At 60.9% G+C, this 17,826-nt stretch carries 19 protein-coding genes and 1 riboswitch; of the genes, 11 read left to right on the forward strand and 8 right to left on the reverse strand.

Translation table 11 applies throughout. The features are described from left to right. Positions 1-179: 179 nt before the first annotated feature. Complete coding sequence (locus Q0H50_RS03565; RefSeq protein WP_294419437.1) at positions 180-752, reverse strand: hypothetical protein; 573 nt, start codon at positions 750-752, stop codon at positions 180-182. Between the two features lie 196 nt (positions 753-948). After that, positions 949-1,779, reverse strand: coding sequence for a hypothetical protein (locus Q0H50_RS03570; protein WP_294419439.1), 831 nt, complete (start codon positions 1,777-1,779; stop codon positions 949-951). Positions 1,780-2,149: 370 nt separating this feature from the next. Here Q0H50_RS03570 and Q0H50_RS03575 point away from each other — a divergent pair, with 370 nt between their 5' ends. From Q0H50_RS03575 to Q0H50_RS03595, 5 genes are all read left to right on the forward strand, one after another. Continuing rightward, the gene (locus tag Q0H50_RS03575; RefSeq protein WP_294419441.1) at positions 2,150-2,701 is read left to right on the forward strand and encodes a ParA family protein; all 552 of its coding nucleotides are present in this window, start codon (positions 2,150-2,152) and stop codon (positions 2,699-2,701) included. 3 nt (positions 2,702-2,704) lie between these two features. Then, positions 2,705-3,022 (forward strand): hypothetical protein, encoded by a 318-nt coding sequence (locus Q0H50_RS03580; protein ID WP_294419443.1) that lies wholly within the window; start codon positions 2,705-2,707, stop codon positions 3,020-3,022. A 192-nt stretch (positions 3,023-3,214) separates the two neighbouring features. After that, positions 3,215-3,430: a type II toxin-antitoxin system RelB/DinJ family antitoxin gene (locus tag Q0H50_RS03585; protein ID WP_294419445.1), complete on the forward strand. Its 216-nt coding sequence runs from the start codon at positions 3,215-3,217 to the stop codon at positions 3,428-3,430. Between the two features lie 180 nt (positions 3,431-3,610). Next, the gene (locus Q0H50_RS03590; protein WP_294419447.1) at positions 3,611-3,817 is read left to right on the forward strand and encodes a hypothetical protein; all 207 of its coding nucleotides are present in this window, start codon (positions 3,611-3,613) and stop codon (positions 3,815-3,817) included. Between the two features lie 108 nt (positions 3,818-3,925). Continuing rightward, positions 3,926-5,002 (forward strand): site-specific integrase, encoded by a 1,077-nt coding sequence (locus tag Q0H50_RS03595; RefSeq protein ID WP_294419449.1) that lies wholly within the window; start codon positions 3,926-3,928, stop codon positions 5,000-5,002. A gap of 335 nt (positions 5,003-5,337) precedes the next feature. Here Q0H50_RS03595 and Q0H50_RS03600 read toward each other — a convergent pair whose 3' ends face one another. Further along, positions 5,338-7,356: a hypothetical protein gene (locus Q0H50_RS03600; protein WP_294419451.1), complete on the reverse strand. Its 2,019-nt coding sequence runs from the start codon at positions 7,354-7,356 to the stop codon at positions 5,338-5,340. A gap of 143 nt (positions 7,357-7,499) precedes the next feature. Between Q0H50_RS03600 and Q0H50_RS03605 the strand changes: the two genes are divergently transcribed. Further along, positions 7,500-8,378, forward strand: coding sequence for a ChbG/HpnK family deacetylase (locus Q0H50_RS03605; RefSeq protein WP_294360205.1), 879 nt, complete (start codon positions 7,500-7,502; stop codon positions 8,376-8,378). Between the two features lie 281 nt (positions 8,379-8,659). Further along, a complete protein-coding gene (locus tag Q0H50_RS03610; protein ID WP_294419453.1) occupies positions 8,660-10,270 on the forward strand; it encodes a peptide chain release factor 3 in 1,611 nt (536 codons plus the stop codon). A 65-nt stretch (positions 10,271-10,335) separates the two neighbouring features. Here Q0H50_RS03610 and Q0H50_RS03615 read toward each other — a convergent pair whose 3' ends face one another. From Q0H50_RS03615 to Q0H50_RS03630, 4 genes are all read right to left on the reverse strand, one after another. After that, positions 10,336-11,214: a Sir2 silent information regulator family NAD-dependent deacetylase gene (locus Q0H50_RS03615; protein ID WP_294419455.1), complete on the reverse strand. Its 879-nt coding sequence runs from the start codon at positions 11,212-11,214 to the stop codon at positions 10,336-10,338. A 1-nt stretch (position 11,215) separates the two neighbouring features. Continuing rightward, complete coding sequence (gene acgM / locus Q0H50_RS03620; protein ID WP_294419457.1) at positions 11,216-12,346, reverse strand: radical SAM/SPASM domain protein, ACGX system; 1,131 nt, start codon at positions 12,344-12,346, stop codon at positions 11,216-11,218. A gap of 141 nt (positions 12,347-12,487) precedes the next feature. Then, positions 12,488-13,153 carry a 4Fe-4S binding protein gene (locus Q0H50_RS03625; protein ID WP_294419459.1) on the reverse strand — a complete coding sequence of 222 codons (666 nt, stop codon included), beginning with the start codon at positions 13,151-13,153 and terminating at the stop codon, positions 12,488-12,490. Positions 13,154-13,335: 182 nt separating this feature from the next. Next, positions 13,336-13,551: a hypothetical protein gene (locus Q0H50_RS03630; RefSeq protein ID WP_294419461.1), complete on the reverse strand. Its 216-nt coding sequence runs from the start codon at positions 13,549-13,551 to the stop codon at positions 13,336-13,338. A 147-nt stretch (positions 13,552-13,698) separates the two neighbouring features. Between Q0H50_RS03630 and Q0H50_RS03635 the strand changes: the two genes are divergently transcribed. From Q0H50_RS03635 to Q0H50_RS03645, 4 genes are all read left to right on the forward strand, one after another. Further along, on the forward strand, positions 13,699-14,031 hold the full coding sequence (locus tag Q0H50_RS03635; protein ID WP_294419463.1) for a helix-turn-helix domain-containing protein: 333 nt from the start codon (positions 13,699-13,701) through the stop codon (positions 14,029-14,031). A 60-nt stretch (positions 14,032-14,091) separates the two neighbouring features. Then, complete coding sequence (locus Q0H50_RS09570) at positions 14,092-14,325, forward strand: LOG family protein (RefSeq protein WP_366936624.1); 234 nt, start codon at positions 14,092-14,094, stop codon at positions 14,323-14,325. Between the two features lie 38 nt (positions 14,326-14,363). Then, positions 14,364-15,350, forward strand: coding sequence for a DMT family transporter (locus Q0H50_RS03640; protein WP_294419465.1), 987 nt, complete (start codon positions 14,364-14,366; stop codon positions 15,348-15,350). Between the two features lie 311 nt (positions 15,351-15,661). Continuing rightward, complete coding sequence (locus tag Q0H50_RS03645) at positions 15,662-16,438, forward strand: dimethylarginine dimethylaminohydrolase family protein (protein WP_294419467.1); 777 nt, start codon at positions 15,662-15,664, stop codon at positions 16,436-16,438. 180 nt (positions 16,439-16,618) lie between these two features. On the opposite strand, the gene Q0H50_RS03650 is transcribed toward Q0H50_RS03645, so the two are convergent. Continuing rightward, complete coding sequence (locus Q0H50_RS03650) at positions 16,619-16,951, reverse strand: helix-turn-helix domain-containing protein (RefSeq protein WP_294419469.1); 333 nt, start codon at positions 16,949-16,951, stop codon at positions 16,619-16,621. A 132-nt stretch (positions 16,952-17,083) separates the two neighbouring features. Then, positions 17,084-17,157: riboswitch (cyclic di-GMP riboswitch) on the reverse strand. Between the last annotated feature and the right edge of the window lie 669 nt (positions 17,158-17,826).

Below are 17,826 nucleotides of genomic sequence, written 5' to 3' on the forward strand. Positions count from 1 at the left end.
GAACCCGGCAGGAAACCAACGCGGAACGAACGGCTATCCAACAAAAGGGCTGCGTTTCCCCAGGTCAGAACCGTATCTGGATAACCCATATACGGTTCTGACCTGGGGTTCCTTTCAGTATTGTGCAAACAGACTGGATTTACAGACGTTTCCGCAGGTCGCGCCTGAAAAAGCGGCAGCTAATCGCCGGACGCGGCCGTCTTCGGAACGATCGCTTCGAAATAGAACGCACGGCCGCCGCGCCGGCGATCGTAAATGCTCGCCGGCGTGCATTCGAACGTTTCCTGAAGACGCTCGTAGACCTCGTTTGCAGCCCTGGCGTCGGCCATGTCGTCGAACGATATGCGAATCCGCACGGCCTGCGATTCGGCGCGGTACGCCGCTCCCGCGGCATAGACCTTCGCCACGTCCTCGGCGCTGGCGTACGAACCGCGGGATCCAGGCGAGGGCAACGGCTCGACCCCTGCGCGCCGTTCGATCTCGGCAAGCTCCGTGTAGCTCACGCCTAGGCCGTGCGCCACAGACCAGCGGTAACGCACCACCTTCGCCTCGCGAAGGGCCCGAACCTCGTCGGGCCACTGCTCGGAGGCCACGTCACGCGCCGCGTCCGCATCGAGCTTGCTGCGGCCGGGCACCTTGTGCGCGGAAAGGATCATCCTCGCCTCGGCCGCCGTCAGGCACGTCGACCCGTAGGCATCCTTCTCGTGATCCTCTGCGGTCTTCGGTGCGCTCCTCGCGTCGTCGTACATCATGGCAAACCTCCTCACGTCGTCGGCCCGCGCCGTCCGCGGGCTGTTGCGGCGCATGCTACGCGGCGAGAATCCGAGATTAAAGACTTGGCGGCGGCGCAGTGGCATGCCACCGCGCGCGGCCGCATGCGCGAAGAAACAAAACGCGCCCGCGATATATAGACGCGGGCGCGCGAGGCAGAACTTTTTTGAAAAGTTTTTAACTTGAGCAGACGGCGCGGACAAGATCGCCGACGACGGCCTGCAAGCGCAACGCCTCCTGGACTCCGACCGAGACCTTGCCGTCGCCGACTGCCTCGACAAGCGTCTCGAGGTCTAGAACAAGCTCCGGAACGGGCCTCGCCTTGCGCGGCTCGAAGCGCCGAATGACCCTGGCAGCGAGACGGGAGTCCGTTATCCCTTCGTCCCTGACCGCTTTGGCGATCGAGCGTTGCTTCTCCTGAGAAAGTTTGGTGGCTTTGTCTGCCGCCCGAATTGAAAACAAGCCCTCCTCCACAAGAGCGATGACCTCGGGCACCGCGTCGTGGGCGACGCGGTGCACCCGGGTGAGCATGACCGTGCTGGTGCCGCATGAAGCCGCCATGAAGCGCCAGGGCCCATCGACCAACCGCGGTTTGCCTTTGGAGGACTCGAGACCCGCATAGACGCCCGCTTGGCGGTGCATCCAGTCCCCTGTATGGTCGGGCGAGACGTACCACTCCACCGCATTGTGGACCGCGAGCGCCTCCTCGGCGGACAGCCCCTCGCAAACGCGAACCATGAAAGCGTCCTCCTCACCCGCTTCAACCAACGCCTTGTGGGCGGCGAACGATCGAATAGGGGACACCGGCGCGTACTTATCGCCGTCAAGTCGCCTTACAACCAGCGGGGCGCGCTTGAAGGGCCCGCCAATCCACGTCATAGCCTCAATCAGATCGAGTGGGGGAATCGGCCACCGAGGGTCGTCTTCAATGAGGTCCGGCCCGATTTGGATGGCCGCGCCGAACGCATTGGCAATAAGGTCTTTGATGTTCGATGCTTGTTTTTTCATTCTTTCCCCCTATTTACCCGGCTTGCGTCCGATGCCGATAGCGGCGCAGTGCCAGATTGACGTTGTAAGTCAATTGTTACCGTATGAGTAACATTCCCGCGCGTCAAGCGCAGCAATAACAGCACGAAGCAGCAGGTCAAAGCAGAATCGACAATACATTTCCGATATGTATCCGCGCGATACCGACAAATTGTCTTGCTTCTACATGGGGATCACACAACGATTGGAAGGCGAACTTATGTTCAGTTGTTGTAATTAATGGAATATATATTCCTATGAATATATATTCCATTAATTATGGTATGATAAACATGTCGGTTCTCTAGGCCGACAACGTCCAACGGAACATCAATGAAGAAGGAGCGCACTCATGACTGCAACGATCGCGGTAATGAACCAGAAGGGAGGCGTCGGGAAAACGACGCTCTCCGACGAGATAATCTACGAGCTCGAGTCTCGCGGAAAAACCGTGGCGTTCACCAACATGGACCCGCAAGGCGGAGCGAAGCACGAGCCGACGATGTGCACGGGCGAGGAGGATTACCTCGTCATAGACACGCCCGGCCATATGACTAGAGACTTCGCGAACGTCGCGAAAACTGCCACGGTGATCGTGATACCGACGATTCCCGATTCGCAGAACACCATGGCGCTCGAGCGCAGCTACAAGATCGCCAAAACCGCCAACCCGAAAGCGAAGATAGGCGTCGTTCTCAACTGTTATGCAGGCAACCGTTTGGTCGACAAGGACTTCGAGTCTTACGTGGAGGCCAAAGGTTACCCCATTTGGGCCAAAATCCCCAAAACGACGGAGATTGACCAAGCGCACCAGATGTACATGGGATTGCGCGAACTCAACGACTCCAATAGGGCCGTTGGGCTTATAGCCGCCTTGGTAGACAGGATCGAGAAGGAGGCTTAAGTCATGGCGAAGAAGAAATTCGTGCCGATGCAGCACGTCACCCCTCCGGACGTCGAAGAGCTCGATCGAATCACCCGCAACCTCAAGGAAGAGCAGGACGCCGCCTTCGCCGAAGCGCTCTCTGAACCCGCAGGCAGCGTCACCTCCGAAAAACGAAAAGCAGGGCCTGGACGACCGCGCACGAAACCCGCCGACCGCGTGAAAACCAGCTTCTTCATGCCGAAGGAGCTGGCAACGCGGGTCAAACATGCGACGATTGATAAAGGAATCTCCCAAACCGACCTCATCGTCGAGGCATTAGAGGCTTATTTATCCGAGTAGCCAACCTCGTATCCGAATTAATGGAATATCGGAATACATAATCCGATATTCCATTAATTGTATCTCCCCAGTTCAGCCAAGGAAACAATTAATGGAATAAATATTCACAAGAATATTTATTCCATTAATTCAGGTACCAGACCTCCCAAAACATCATTGCGCGTCTGTTAGAATCGAGGCACATGCACGCACATGACCGACGGAGGCAAGGCGATGAAGAAGCAGTACAAGGTTCACTTGGATGAGGGCTTGAAGACCGAAGCGGATGCATTGTTCGAATCCATGGGCTTGTCGTTCTCCACAGCCGTGGGCTTGTTCCTAGCCGCAACGATCAAGAAAGGCGAGCTGCCCTTCAAAGTAGCGGCGACGGACGCCGCGCGTGAGCGCGCGGCCAAGGCCCGTTTATAGCTTCCTAACTATTCGCCTAATACTTATAAGCCGCCTACCTGGGAAAATATCGCCTTGTAGGGTACCGAAACGGGACCGCTACGGTACCGGGATGCTACAATCGTATCGGTTGTTGAGCAAGGCCGAGCGTTTTTCGGAGGTGTGTACATGGACGGCGATGCGGCTCAAGTCGAACTCGTGATGCCTAAGCAAGAACGCACGAGGGAGCAGACGGTCCCCCTTACCGTGAGGGTGCTGCCGAACGAGAAGCGCGCGCTCGAGATCGCGGTCTTCGAGGGCGACGCGCACACGCTTTCCGATGCCGTGAGGCAAGCGGTGAACGCCAAATGGGGCGATCAGATCGCAAAAGCGATGCAGCCTATCTACAAAAAGCGCGGGAACGCCTAAGTGCTCGCGCAATATGATGCGGATTATGGAAAGGGCACCGCGGCCGAGTCCGGCTGCGGTGCCCTTTCTTGCATCCCGCACCGTCGTCGGTATGAGAGGCAGGTAAAAATGGCAAGCGGGTATCTGAGGCTGCGCGGCGAAAAATGGTACGCATGCTGGAAGGATGCGGAGGGAAGATCGCGCTCCCGTGCCGTGTCGAAAGACAAAGCGGTGGCGGAGCAGTTCCTCGCAGCGCAAAAGCTGAAAGTCCTCCTCGCCGAGTCCGCGGGATCCGCAGAGGTGACGTTCGTCCAAGTCGCCTGGCAATACTGCAACGAGATCGTGCCGCTGCGCTACAAGCGCTCGACCGCTATCAGCTACCGGGGAATAGCCCTGAACCGCCTTGCGCCGTATTTCGGCAACGCCCCGTACACCTCGATCGGTTTGAGCGACGTCAACGAGTACCTTGGCAAGCGGCTCTCCGAAGGACTATCGCCAAAAACTATCATAGCGGAGCTCAATATCATGCGCAGGATAGGCGAAGCGGCGATAGCTTGGGGCTACGCCGACGACAACCCCGCTGCGGAGGCGAAGATCAAAAAAGACCGCAGCCATAAGGTGACCGTCCTCACACCCCCTCAAATAAGAAAGCTTCTTGACTCCGCACTGGACGCCCGCGCCCACGCTGTGATCATGACGGCGCTTCTTACAGGCTTACGCGCGAGCGAGATTGCGGGACTTATGGACAAGGACGTGGATTTCCTCAACCATAAACTGCACGTGAGACGGCAGTACATCCAGCAACGCTACCAGACGCCGAAGACGAAATCGTCGATAAGGGACATCGACATGACGCCGGAACTCGAACGCGAACTCGACGCGTGGATGAGATCTCCCCATAGGTATGACTCGCAAAGCGGCGTCCTTTTCCCCAATAGCCGAGGCGGCGCGCTTTCCAACGGCATGCTGAACTCGCACTTGCTCAAGCCCTCGCTCGAGTCGGCGGGCCTGCCGGACATGCGGTTTCACGACCTTCGCCACACATACGCCTCGCTCCTCCTCGCGAACAGGGAGTCGGTCAAATACGTGCAGGCCATGCTCGGGCACTCGACGATCACGACAACCGTTGACACGTACGGGCACCTTCTATCGTCGTCGAACTTGCCGGCGGCGAGAAGGCTCGATGCGGCGGTTTTCGAGGAATGAGGCATCTCTCAATATCGATCTTTGTGAAGGATATATGTTTTCATTGGCGGGAACGTGTCAGGTGCCACGCCTTCGTTCAGGCGTGGCAGCGCTGACGGATGTAAACCGCGGATTGGCAGCAAATGAAGACTACATGACGAAAGATTGGGCGTCTGACCAGCAGAGACTGTGAAGCGAATCGGTGATTATAAGTTACCAACTTCCTTGCATATATAAGCGCCTTGGCTGCAACCGCGCGGAAAGCGCAAACGCAGCCAAGGACCTGCATCGATTCCAACGCACCATGATAACAAATGGTCAGGAGAACATCGCCCAAGCCCCACAGCGCTTTCCGTCTACGACTTGGTCATCACGGCGATGGTCATCCAGGTGCGTTCGTAGGGACGGTAGTAGGTGTGGTATTCCACCAGGTTGAAGCCGTCTTTTTGACTGAGGTCGGAAATGTCGCGCGGCAGGCTGTCGTTTTGCGCTTGACCGAGGCAGATGAACGTGCCGTGGAAGTTGTTGAAGATGATTTCCCAGCTCATCTTGCTAACCAGCGTGGGCGAATACGCCATGTACGCGCGGTCCCAGTTGCCCTTCTGCCAGTCCATATAGGTTTGCGGGATGTCGGGGCACATGACCGACGTGACGCCCATGTAGCCGATGTCGGTGGAAACCACCAGGGGCGACTGGCCGCCGTTCTGGTCGGCAACGCGGTCGACCGTCTCGCGGAACTGCTGCACGGGAACGTTGTTAGCCGGGTCGTAGTCGTCGCGCACAAGCAGCGCCTGGTTCACCACGGAAGTCGCCAGCGTGACGACGACCACGCCCGCCACCAGCGGTTTCGTGCGAACATGCGATAGCACCGCCGCAATTGCGAACAGCAGCGGGCCGATGGCTACGAACAAGTAGCGATAATACAAGATCATGGAGTTCATGACCATGGAAGCCGTCCAAGAAATGGCGAACACGCCGAAGTACACCGTCAGCGCCGCAACCACCGGCGCGATAGGATCGGACACGAGCCACGCGTAAAAACGCTTCAAACGTAGATGCTTTACGGCGCGAGCAGCCGTGTTTGCGGCAGGGCCGGCAGATGCACCTTCGGCAAAGCCTGCGGAGGCTCCCACGGCTGAGCCCGCGCTCGCACTCGCACCCCTGGTCGGGACCGTGCTCGCATCCGAAATCGAGCGCTCACCGAGCCCGGCTGCGATCGCTGCAGCTTGGTTCTCGCTTGGCGTTGCGGCTGAGCCCGCGCTCACGCCCGCAGCCGATTCCGCACCCGCGGCTCCGTCCGTGCGCTGCGCCTTCGCCGCCGCGATCTGCTGTTTGCGCGCTGCGCGATGCAGCCCGATGCGCCACGTGGCCCAACGCGCCGCCCACGCGATCAAGAACGCCAGCACCACCGTGGCGGCATAGCCGATGCCCTGCACGAGCACCTGCGGCACCACACCGTAGCTGCCGCGCGCCGCAAACGACAAGGGGCTCGTCAAAAACGCGTACGTGGCCAGCTCGATGTACGTGGTTGGGAACACGATCTTCGCCCAGTAGGTGCCGCCCACGACGCCCATCTGGCTGGTCACGGCGGTGATGATCCACGGCAGGTACAGCGCCACCTGGGCAACGCAACCGATAATCAGCACGCGAAGCGGAGCACCCGCGCGAACGGCCTGCTCAGGCAGCGGATGAGGGCCGTGCTTGCGATGCCGCCAGGCACGTGCGCCAAGGGCGAATAACAGCACGACGTTGACCATGAACGCCGACATGGCGCCGAAATAATGCAGATACGCGCACGCCAAGCTAGACGCGAAGCACGTGATCCACCAGCGTCGCGGCGTGCCCGCCCAGCACTTCAGCCCCCGGGCTGCCTCGGCGATGCGCGCCGGCGGCGTGGCCAGCTGCGTGCCGATGATGCGCATGGCGTAGATGAAGCACAGCATCACGGCGAACGTTGCCCACGAGTACATGCGGATCTCAACGGCCATCAGCGAGATATAAGGCGTGAACAGGGCGAAGAAGCTGAACAGCACGCCGGTCGCCCAACCATGGTCGCGGCGAACGTGGGTATATCCCAGCACCGCCATGGCGATGGCGCCCGTCACGGTGAACAGGCGGTACACGGTGATGTTCTGCCCGAACACCAGGTTCAGCACGTGCAGCGCCCAGTAGATCAACACGGGGTGCACGTCTCCGGAGCTGTAGTACCAGATGTCGGCGAAGCTGTGGTTTGCGATTCCCACCGAATAACTTTCGTCAAACCACACGTTGCCGTGGAACGCGTCGGTGAGCAAGAAGGCGGCACCTGCAACAAGCAGGAGGATATGGAACGCGCTTGATGATAAACGTACGTGCGCGCCGCGTGAGAGCTTCATGTTGTTTGCCTTCGCCTAGAAACCTGTCATAATGCGCTGCTAGTCTAACATTGCATGCGCAAGCGGGAATAACCTGCGTAGAAAAACCCCGGGGCTACCCTAGGGTTTTCATAACCACAGGTAGATAAGGTAAGAGGGGCATTATGAGCGTCACGTTCCATGCGGACGACTACGGCATCACCGAACAGCAGGCCGCCGACATCCTCAAGCTGTCGCAGGTTTGCGGCGGCCAGGGCGCGTTGTCGTCGGTCAGCATTTTCGCTAACAGCCCCGCCTTCGAGGCGGCAGCCGAGATGGCACGGCCTTACGTGGAATCCGGCAAGCTTGCCATGGCGCTGCACCTGAATCTGGTAGAGGGCCGTCCGTGCGCCCCGGTTGCGGAAGTTCCCCTGCTGGTTAACCAGCGTGGCACGTTCGCCAACGATTTCGTCGGCCTTTGGAAGCTGTCGATGGGCACGCAGCGCTGGGCGTTCCGCCAGCAGCTCCAGCGCGAATGCGTCGCGCAGATCCAGCGCTACCTGACCGCATTTCCCCAGATGAAACGCACGATGCGTGTGGATAGCCATCAACACACGCATGCAGTTCCGGCGGTGTTCGACGCGCTTTCCCAGGCCGTGGCGGAGTTGGGGGTCACGGTCACGCACCTGCGCTGCCCCATCGAGCCCCTGGCCCCGCACCGCGCAGCCGGCAGCAACATGCCTCCCGTCAACCTGGCGAAGGACGCGCTCATCACGTGGCTGTGGCGCAAGAACCGCGGCAAGATGCCCGCCGCATGCGAGGTCCCGCTGTTCTGCGGCGTGGTGCTCTCAGGCGCCATGGACACGGTGGATTGGCCGCTTTTGGACGCGTTCGAAAGCCTGGCGGCCGACCGCGGCAAGAACGTCCAGGTGCTGTTCCACCCGGTCAGCGTGCCGATCGAGCAATGCCTCGACCCGGAGAACACCCCCTTCGCCGCCGCCTGCGCGTCCGACGCCCGCGACCGCGAAGCCCAACGTCTGCGCTACCTTGCCGAAACTCGCTAGGCGGAGCACACGCTCGAAGCCCATCGCTAGGCCGGCGAGCAATGCGGCCGGCACGGCCCCGATGACAGCTAACCGCCGCCGCAAGCAAAACCACTCCGCCAAGCAACGGGCCGCTGAGGCGATTCCTTCGACCCGCCCCGCCCAAACCCCGCCTGGGGATTCCGCGGAATCGCTTCCCCGCTTCCCTGTTCGCCGCTATACTAATTTAGTTACGCTCAAACCACATCGGCTGGCAGCGCGTCGCCCGGCGCGTCATCGGCCGTTTTGCGGAAAGGAACCCCATGCCAACGCTGGCAGAACACATCGCGTCGCGTCGCACGTTTGCGATCATCTCGCACCCCGACGCGGGCAAAACCACGCTGACGGAGAAGCTGCTGCTGTATTCAGGCAGCATCCAGACCGCCGGCTCGGTCAAAGGAAAGGCAAGCTCGAAGCACGCCGTGTCCGACTGGATGGACATCGAGAAGGAGCGCGGCATCTCCGTCACCTCCTCCGTGCTGCAGTTCGAGCACGACGGCTGCTGCGTCAACATCCTTGACACCCCCGGCCACCAGGACTTTTCCGAGGACACCTACCGCACGCTCATGGCGGCCGACAGCGCCGTCATGGTCATCGACGCCGCCAAGGGCGTCGAGGCGCAGACCAAGAAGCTGTTCAAGGTGTGCACGCTGCGCCACATCCCCATCTTCACCTTCGTGAACAAGATGGACCGCGAAAGCCGCGACCCGTTCGAGCTTATGGAGGAGATCGAAACGGTTCTCGGCATCGGCACCTACCCCATGAACTGGCCCATCGGCAACGGCCGCACGTTCCGCGGCGTGTTCGACCGTCAAACGCGCAACGTCATCGCCTTCGACGGCGAGGGTCGCGGCAACTCCTCCAAGAAGGTCGCCGAGATCGAGGCCGAGCTGGGAGACGCCGCCCTTGACGAGCTCATCGGCTCCGACAACCACCAGAACCTCATGGACGACATCGAGCTGCTCGACGGCGCCGCCGACGAGTTCGACCTTGATGCGGTGCGCGCGGGCAAGCTGTCGCCGGTGTTCTTCGGCTCGGCGCTCACCAATTTCGGCGTGGAGCCGTTCCTGAAGGAGTTCCTGCGCCTGGCCCCCGCCCCGCTGCCCTACACCGACACCATTTCGGGTGATCAGGTCGATCCGCAGCGCAAGGAGTTCGCGGGCTTCGTGTTCAAGATCCAGGCGAACATGGACAAGAACCACCGCGACCGCATCGCGTTCGTGCGCATCTGCTCGGGCAAGTTCGAGCGCGGCATGGAAGCATTCCATGTGCAGGGCGGCAAGAAGCTGAAGCTGGCAACGGGCACGTCGCTTATGGCGGACGACCGCGCAACGGTGGACGAGGCGTACGCCGGCGACATCGTGGGCCTGTTCGACCCCGGCATCTTCAGCATCGGCGACACGGTGTGCAAGGGAGAGCACGTGCAGTTCCCGCCCATCCCCACGTTCTCGCCGGAGCATTTCGCGCGTATCACGCAGGTGAACACGCTCAAGCGCAAGCAGTTCGTGAAGGGCATGCATGAGCTTGCCCAGGAAGGCGCCGTGCAGATCTTCCGCGAACCCGGTTTCGGCATGGAAAGCGTTATCTGCGGCGTCGTCGGCGTGCTGCAGCTCGACGTGCTTGAAACGCGCCTGAAGAACGAATACGGCGTGGAAGTGCGTCGCCAGGGCATGCCCTACACCGATATCCGCTGGATCGCCAACGACCTCAACGAGCTGGACACCTCGCGCCTGAACATCACGCGCGACACCAAGCTGGTCGAGGACATGCGCGGCGGCAGGCTTCTGCTGTTCACGAACTCCTGGAACGTGAACTGGGCCATCGACCACAACCCCGACCTGAAGCTCTCCGAGGTCGGCAACGTCAATTTCTAGGAAGTGTTTTCCCTGGTAAAGGGATAATTTGCGAAGGCGCCGAAGCCCATGTGCTTCGGCGCCTTCTAGCCGGCTAACGCCGCTTCAAGCTGCGAGAGCGTTTCTGCTAGGTCGGCGTTCAAGCAGATGTAACGCTCGGCTATTTCGCGCGGCGCTACCGCCTCGCCCATGTTCAGGCAGGCATATGTGGCCTGGGGGTTTTCCAGCGTTGCACGCCAAAACGGATACTTGATGATCACGGGCGTGTTATACCCTACGCCGAGCTCCAGGTAGACAATGCGCATGCCCCTATGACGGCGCTCGAAGTCGCGATAACGCGCTGCCGCCGCAAACCAACCGTCATCCTGCACGAACGTGTCATCGGCACGCAGGTTCATGGACATCTCCGCGCCGCAATGCGGGCAACGCGGGATCAGCTTGCTGGGAATGCGCATATCGCGCTGCTGCTCGAACATGGCACGAACGGCCTCTTCGTTATCGAACGTTTCACGGCAGCAGGGCTTGCTGCACTGGAACAACCCGTAGTCGCCCTGCGTGTAGAACAGGCGCTGCTTGTCGAATCCGGCCAGTTGGAACTGATGGTCCACGTTGGTGGTCAGCACGAAATAGTCGCGTCCCGCAAGCAGCTCGCGCAGCTTTACGTACAGCGGGTTCGGCCCCAGGTTATAACGGTTCACCATAATGTAGCGGCTCCAAAACGCCCACCGCTCCTCGGGCGTGGCGTAAGGGTAGAAGCCTCCCGAATACATATCGGTGAAGCCGTATCGTTCGCGAAAATCGGCGAAATGCTGCTCGAAGCGCGCGCCGGAGTACGTAAAGCCTGCCGCTGTGGACAACCCGGCGCCCGCACCTACCAGCACGGCATCGGCATTATCGAGCGCCTCGGCCAGGCGTTCGATTTCGCGCGCCATGGCAAAACGTTGCGCCGTCGATCCGGTCAGCATGTTAATCAACTTCCTTCCAACATTGCGGATCGGGCGCGTACATGTTGCCGGTGTAGCCGGCCGCTACCGCCGGGCAGCCGCGGCACCATCCCGCCAGCTCGCAACGGCTGCACTTCTCGAACTTCGAGAACTCGCGATGCGCTTCCATGTTCTGCCCCATGAACAGGTCGTACATGCTGGCTTCGTGCACGTTGCCGATTTTGCTCTCCATGCGACGGCACGCATACACGTCGCCGGTCGGCAGCACGGTCATGTGCGCGATGCCACAATGGCAGCCGTCGTAAACCTTGCCGCACTGCGCGCCTTCCGGGATGCGGAAGCGGCCCTGCTCCCAATCGAGCAGCGTCCACAGATGGTCCTTCTTCTGGAACGTCGTCTTGCACCCCGCAGCCGCAAGCGCATCGATGCGCTCCTGGCAGGCCACGAGCAGCGCACGGTACTCGAGCGGCTCCATATGGAACTCCTCAAGGCGTTGGCCCTTTGTGGGGCAATAACGCCCGAAGGCGAACACATCGGCCTCGATACGGGCCGCAAGGTCGATCATGTCGGGCAGCTCGGCGGCGTTCATGCTGCTTACGGTGCTCATAAGCGCCAGCCACATGCCGGAACGCCTGATGCAGGCCGCCGCGCGCAGCGTGTCGTCGAAGCTGCCGGGTTTGCGGAACAGGTCGTGGGTGGCGGCGTTCGAGCCGTCAAGGCTCAGCTGGTATTTGCGGCACCCCAAATCGCGCATGCGGCAGCACACCTCGTCGGTCAGATGGAACGGGTTGCCCATGATGCACCACATGGCGCCGCGCGCATGCAGCTCCTCGGCCAAACGCCAGAAGTCGCGATGGAGGATGGAATCGCCCCCGGTGATGTAGACGTAGGGCTGGCGGCCCATGCGCTCGCACAAGTCATAGCAGCTGTCCAGCACATGCAGCATGTCGTCCCAGGTCATGGACTTGCACGCCATGCGAGCATCTTCGCTGAACAGATAACAGTGCTTGCAGCGCTGGTCGCACTCGTCGGTGATATGCCATTGGAAGGCGAAGGTGGGACGCAAGTCCTGTGAGGGTTGCACATTGCGGCGACCGGTTGTGACCGACTTCGATCCTTGCTTGTTCAGTTCGGGTTTCTGATTATGTTGCATGGCTATGCTGCTCCTTTCCATTCGTGTTCGCGTTCCCTGAAACGCAGTTTGGCCGCATGTCGGATTCGTCTCGTGCGCGATCGGTTCCCAGGCCGGGCGGCGCACCCGCCATGGCGGCATATCGCCGAGCCCGCGGTCGACCTATTCCCCTAAGCGTTCGATGGCATCAACGGGGCAAGCCTCGAAGCATGCGCCGCAATGCAAGCAGTTCTGCGCGCGGATGCGAAACGGCTCGCCGGGTTCGCCTTCCTCGATGACGCCCTGCGGGCACACGCCTTGGCACGTCCCGCAGCCGATGCATGCGTCGGTGATTCGATACCCGTGCACCGCCGCCGCCTCGCCGTCCAGGCGGTACGTTTCGCGGAAGATCGGATGCACGCCCAGGTTGAAGTACTCGATGGACACGTCGCGGATTTCGAAGATCACGTTGATATCACGCGTTTGACCAGGGTAAACGTTCGCCAGGTAGGGCTGCTCGGCGTAAATGAGGTCGCGAATGCGCACGCCCTCGGTGCCCAGCACCTCCCGTGCGGCACCCGACAGCCGCAGCATCTCGTTGAAGCGCGTGCGCCCCACGGCTTGCACACGCCCGTCGCGGGCAAGCTCGCGGGCGAAGGGCTTGCCGCGAGAAGTGAGGAAGTACACGGCATCGGAATCGTAGTGCAGCGCGCTGATGCAGCGCACCTGGGGCGATCCGTCCTCGGCCACGTTCGCAAAATCGAGCGTGCCGATGAGCTTGAGCTTCTCAAGACAGGTTTGCAGGTTCATGATCTGGCCTTTCGACGGGGATTGCAGGGTGGTTTGCATTGGGATCTTCGTGCGGGCCTGCTACGGTCCGGTCAATGGGCCCGGCCTGTCCGTGCAACGCAAAGTGCGCGGACAGGCCGGGCTGATCGCCGACCGAAAGCACTCGCGCACCGGGGCGCGGGCGGAGCGGTTGGACCCCGGCCGTGCCCCGTGCAGCTGTGATTTAGCAGAATCCGATTGCGCTATTCGGGATCCTTCGTGCCGCAAGCCGGTGCCGGGTCGGCGGAACCGCAAGCCGGCGCCGGGTCGGCAGAGCCGCAGGCGGGCGCGGGATCGGCGGAACCGCAGGCAGGGGCGGCCTTGGGGTCGGCGGAACCGCAAGCGGTGCCGCAAGCCGGGGCGGCCTTGGGATCGGTGGTGCCGCAAGCGCCGGAAACGACGTTGTCCAGATTGCTCATTTTCTTCTCCTTCTCATTCGTGACGCCTCCTTGGCGGGCGTCTATAATGATTGTCCAAAACAGGAGTCGAATTCGGAAGTAGCCACTAATCTATTAGGTACCCACCTTTAAGTAAGTAGGCTTTGACCTGCGCGAAAGGAATCATCAGTGCTCACCAAGGAGGAACTGCCGCCGTGCCCCGTTGCCACCACGCTCATGCTCATCGGCAACAAATGGAAGATATTCATCATCCAGCAGCTCATGGACAAGCCGTTCCGTTTCAGCGAGCTGCGCCGCGCCATTCCCGGCATCAGCGAGAAGGTGCTCACGGACAACCTGCGCGCGCTGGAGAAGGACGGCCTGATCACGCGCACCGTGTTCCCCGAGATCCCGCCCCATACCGAATACGCCCTAAGCGAGCTGGGCGAAACCATGCGCCCCATCATCGACAGCATGGCAACCTGGGGCACCGGCTACCAGAAGATCGTCCGCGCGCAATAGCCGCCTCGCGCTCGCCGCTTCGCCACCGGAAGCACCGGATCAACGCGAACCACCCACGTCATGCCTGGGGGCACGGGGACATTGCAGGAGGTTTCGGGGGTCATTTCCCTTATAGCCCTTGCGCAGTTTGACGCGCCGTGCATACTGTTCAATTTGAACGGTTTCTACGATGATCTGCGTGCGCTTCTCAATCGAATGAGCGATATGGGGCTCTCCTCGCCGCGCAGGCAGCGAGGCATCCGTTTCGCGCATTCGCTTGAAGAGGTGGCCGACATCCTAGCCCCGTTGCAGTAACCGTATCGTTTCCCGAGTTGCCAGGAGCGTGAACCATCATGGGCGTCCCCGACAAGCAATACCCGCTGAACGTATACCGCCTCATCCTCATGACGGCCGCCGCGGTTTGGGGTCTAGGTTTCGTGATCGGCAAAAGCGCCATTGCAACCGTGGGCGCCACGTGGTTCACCGCCATCCGCTTCCTTGGGGCGGGCATTGTGCTGGTCATCCTTCTGTTTCCGCACCTCAAGCGCAATTTCTGCCGCAAAACGCTGAAGGCCGGGCTGATCATCGGCGTGGCCACGTTCATCGGCTTCTGGACGCAGTTTCTGGGCCTGGGCCTGACCACGCCCTCGAAGAACGCCTTTTTGAGCGCGTGCTATTGCCTGACCGTGCCGTTCATCTGGTGGGTTGTTTCCCGTCGTCGCCCGCCCGCGAAAACCCTCATCGCGGCGGCCATCTGCACCGTCGGCATCGGGCTGGTGTCGCTGACCGAGGGCTTCTCCATCAGCTTAGGCGACGGCGTCAGCATCGCCTCGGCGTTCCTCTACGGCGGCGAGATTGTGATCATCGGCCTGGTCATGCGCGATAACGACGTCCTGACCATCACCGTCATCCAGCAGTTCACCGCCGGGATCCTGGCCTTGCTGCTCGCCCTGGCCACGCAGCCCATGCCCACGGCGGCGCAGGTGATCACGCCCGAGTTCATCGGAGCCATGACCTACGTGGCCATGCTCTCGGCGGCCTTCGGCGCCGTGGCGCAGAACACGGCGCAGGCCCACCTGTCCCCCTCCGAGGCAGGCCTGCTCTGCTCGCTTGAAAGCGTGTTCTGCGCGCTGTTCAGCGTGGCGTTCTTCGGCGAGGTGCTCACGCCCCGCATGGCGGTGGGCTTCGTGCTCATCTTCGCCGCCATCGTGGCAACCCAGCTCGGCGACAAGGGCGGCGAAGTTGCCGCCGCGGGCTCCGTTACCGACGGGTCTTCAGGCAGCGAAAGCCCCGCATCGGGAAAGCCCGCCAAGCGAAACCGCGGCCGAATAGCCCGCTGACCTGCGGGTATCGCAGCGGCTTGACCGATTTCCCCAACTAGACACAACAGGTTCGGGCCCGCGATGCCGTGTCCACCCTTACCCAACCGAAGGCATTTCGGCCCCGTGACGACGGGCCCGCCGGCACCGAACGCGCCTACCCCAATCCCCCGACATCAAGTCCGCTGCGGGCAACACTTTGTTTCCGGCTCGTTTCGCCGATTTCGGGGCTATAATGCCCAAGGAAGCAGCTATCTTTTATCCCAACGAACGTGCCGCGCGACAAGCAGCTGCAATGCGCGCCGGCAACATGCACCCAAGGAGAGAGAAGCATGACGAAGTTCAACCATGTCATCATCCGCCGCCCTGGTAAGTCGCTGTGCGACGGCATCACCAGCGCACCTGAGCTGGGCCAGCCCATCTACGAGCGCGCCATCGAGGAGCACTACGACTACGAGCATGCCCTCGAGCAGTGCGGCGTCGACGTCACCGTCCTGCCTGCCCTCGAGCAGTTCCCGGACAGCTGCTTCGTCGAGGACCCGGCCGTCATCACCCGCTGCGGCGCCATCATCACCAACCCCGGCGCTGACAGCCGCAACGGTGAGAAGGACGAGATCGAGCCCGTGGTCCGTCGCTTCTTCGACGACGAGCACGTCAAGCACATCGTGGCTCCCGGCACCCTTGACGGCGGCGACGTCATGATGGTGGGCGACCACTTCTACGTGGGCCGCTCCGCCCGCACCAACGAAGAGGGCATCCGCCAGTTCTGCGAGATCCTGGCCGGTTGGGGCCTGGAGGGCTCCGAGGTCCCGCTGGAGGAGGTCCTGCACCTCAAGACCGGCGTGAACTACATCGAGGACAACAACATGCTGGTGTCCGGCGAGTTCATCGACAAGCCCGACTTCGCCAAGTACAACAAGGTGGTCGTGCCCGAGGACGAGGCCTACGGCGCGAACTGCATCTGGGTCAACGGCACCGTCATCGTGGCCGAAGGCTATCCCACCGTGCTCAAGGCCGTTCAGGACCTGGGCTACAAGACCCTGGTGGTGGACACCTCCGAGTACCGCAAGATCGACGGCGGCCTGTCCTGCCTCAGCCTGCGCTTCTAGCACACGCTTAAAATGCCCGGTCCCGCAAAGCCCAAGTGTTTCGCGGGACCGAATCGCAAAACACGAAGAGCCTGATCCCATCTGGAATCAGGCTCTTCGCTTTCAGGGGCGCGGAACCGTCCGCAAACCCTTACTATATTTGCAACTACGTCGCAACGCGCCCTGTCCGCTAGGGTTGTCTTACCCGGCGATCGCGTGCAGCTGCTCGTCCTTCGCCTCCGGCGTGGGGACGTGGTAGGTGTTGCTCAGGCGCATGCCGTTTTCCGCGTAGCGGGCCACCGAGATGATGAAGCCCTCCTTGCGCAGGCGCAGGATAGCGCGGTCGACGGTCTTCAGGCTGACCTGCAGCGCCTCGGCGATGTCGCGCTTGGACTCGGAGCAGCCCGCCGCGCCGTACGAGGCGATAAAGCCCAGGATAAGCAGCTGCGAGTTCGTCAGCGTTCGCTTGCCGTCCGCAAGCGTGATGTCATCGTCGATCTCGGTCGTGGTCTCAACGGTCATCTCAGTCATCATAAGTCCTTCTCCATAGGTTCGCGTTCCATTGCTTATGACCCCCGCTCGCCAACAACGCAAGGCGAGCAAAACCTGCAAGCTGAACTGGAGAAATAAAAAGCAGCCAGCTGCAGTGGTTCCCCGAAAGGGAAACTGTGCAACTGGCTGCCATTTCAGGCCCTATAGCTTTGCGTCATCACCTTTCGATGATTTTGCCGAAATGAAAAATATCATGCGGAAAACCGTATGTCAAGCGTTGTCGGCCCCTCCCCTTGGCAGGCCCCCTACCACCGGTTGCACCAAGTCACCCAATAGCGATGCGGGCACGTGGGCAAACCCTCCCAGTATTCATAAAACACCACGTTAGCGCCCCTTTCCGCAGAAAGCGAACTCACTACGGCGAAGGGCAATCCCCAGCCCAAACACGACATTACGGCATCCCTACAACTCACCGTTGTCGCGCCCTCGCGCCCTTTGCGCTCCGTCCCTCTTCGCCCCACGCACCCACACTTTCTGCAATGTGTGGACACCCGTTCCGCACGCATCCGTGCTTCTGTATTAAGAGTTCATTAATTTACGACAATGCCGTAGTTATGCAGCTTGATACGTTATAAGTTGCGATAACCTATCTTCTTAGCATTTGGCAGGCGTTCGGCCACCTGCGGGTGCTGCGATCAACCGCTGAGCAGCATCTTCAAAGAAGAACACGTTCGCATAGTAGGTCAGGAGTCACACATGAGAGACATACGTGTCAGCGACATCACGATGAGGGAGGCAATCGCCTCCAAGGCGCTTTCCCTATCCTTTAAGGAAAAGCTGGAAATCGTGAAGATCCTAGACCGTATCGGTGTGGGCTCCATCGAGGTCGAGGGAATCGAGTCCTCCAAGGTAGACAG

Source organism: uncultured Senegalimassilia sp., assembly GCF_934632265.1.
Classification (GTDB): Bacteria; Actinomycetota; Coriobacteriia; order Coriobacteriales; family Eggerthellaceae; genus Senegalimassilia.

What these genes read in the sequence shown, in the direction of transcription:
- Q0H50_RS03625 (WP_294419459.1), bottom strand. Translation starts at nt 13,153, where the DNA reads ATGCAAACCACCCTGCAATCCCCGTCGAAAGGCCAGATCATGAACCTG.
- Q0H50_RS03610 (WP_294419453.1), top strand. Translation starts at nt 8,660, where the DNA reads ATGCCAACGCTGGCAGAACACATCGCGTCGCGTCGCACGTTTGCGATC.
- Q0H50_RS03645 (WP_294419467.1), top strand. Translation starts at nt 15,662, where the DNA reads ATGACGAAGTTCAACCATGTCATCATCCGCCGCCCTGGTAAGTCGCTG.
- acgM (WP_294419457.1), bottom strand. Translation starts at nt 12,346, where the DNA reads ATGCAACATAATCAGAAACCCGAACTGAACAAGCAAGGATCGAAGTCG.
- Q0H50_RS03575 (WP_294419441.1), top strand. Translation starts at nt 2,150, where the DNA reads ATGACTGCAACGATCGCGGTAATGAACCAGAAGGGAGGCGTCGGGAAA.
- Q0H50_RS03585 (WP_294419445.1), top strand. Translation starts at nt 3,215, where the DNA reads ATGACCGACGGAGGCAAGGCGATGAAGAAGCAGTACAAGGTTCACTTG.
- Q0H50_RS03650 (WP_294419469.1), bottom strand. Translation starts at nt 16,951, where the DNA reads ATGATGACTGAGATGACCGTTGAGACCACGACCGAGATCGACGATGAC.
- Q0H50_RS03580 (WP_294419443.1), top strand. Translation starts at nt 2,705, where the DNA reads ATGGCGAAGAAGAAATTCGTGCCGATGCAGCACGTCACCCCTCCGGAC.
- Q0H50_RS03600 (WP_294419451.1), bottom strand. Translation starts at nt 7,356, where the DNA reads ATGAAGCTCTCACGCGGCGCGCACGTACGTTTATCATCAAGCGCGTTC.
- Q0H50_RS03605 (WP_294360205.1), top strand. Translation starts at nt 7,500, where the DNA reads ATGAGCGTCACGTTCCATGCGGACGACTACGGCATCACCGAACAGCAG.
- Q0H50_RS03615 (WP_294419455.1), bottom strand. Translation starts at nt 11,214, where the DNA reads ATGCTGACCGGATCGACGGCGCAACGTTTTGCCATGGCGCGCGAAATC.
- Q0H50_RS03630 (WP_294419461.1), bottom strand. Translation starts at nt 13,551, where the DNA reads ATGAGCAATCTGGACAACGTCGTTTCCGGCGCTTGCGGCACCACCGAT.
- Q0H50_RS09570 (WP_366936624.1), top strand. Translation starts at nt 14,092, where the DNA reads ATGCCTGGGGGCACGGGGACATTGCAGGAGGTTTCGGGGGTCATTTCC.
- Q0H50_RS03640 (WP_294419465.1), top strand. Translation starts at nt 14,364, where the DNA reads ATGGGCGTCCCCGACAAGCAATACCCGCTGAACGTATACCGCCTCATC.
- Q0H50_RS03570 (WP_294419439.1), bottom strand. Translation starts at nt 1,779, where the DNA reads ATGAAAAAACAAGCATCGAACATCAAAGACCTTATTGCCAATGCGTTC.
- Q0H50_RS03565 (WP_294419437.1), bottom strand. Translation starts at nt 752, where the DNA reads ATGATGTACGACGACGCGAGGAGCGCACCGAAGACCGCAGAGGATCAC.
- Q0H50_RS03595 (WP_294419449.1), top strand. Translation starts at nt 3,926, where the DNA reads ATGGCAAGCGGGTATCTGAGGCTGCGCGGCGAAAAATGGTACGCATGC.
- Q0H50_RS03590 (WP_294419447.1), top strand. Translation starts at nt 3,611, where the DNA reads ATGCCTAAGCAAGAACGCACGAGGGAGCAGACGGTCCCCCTTACCGTG.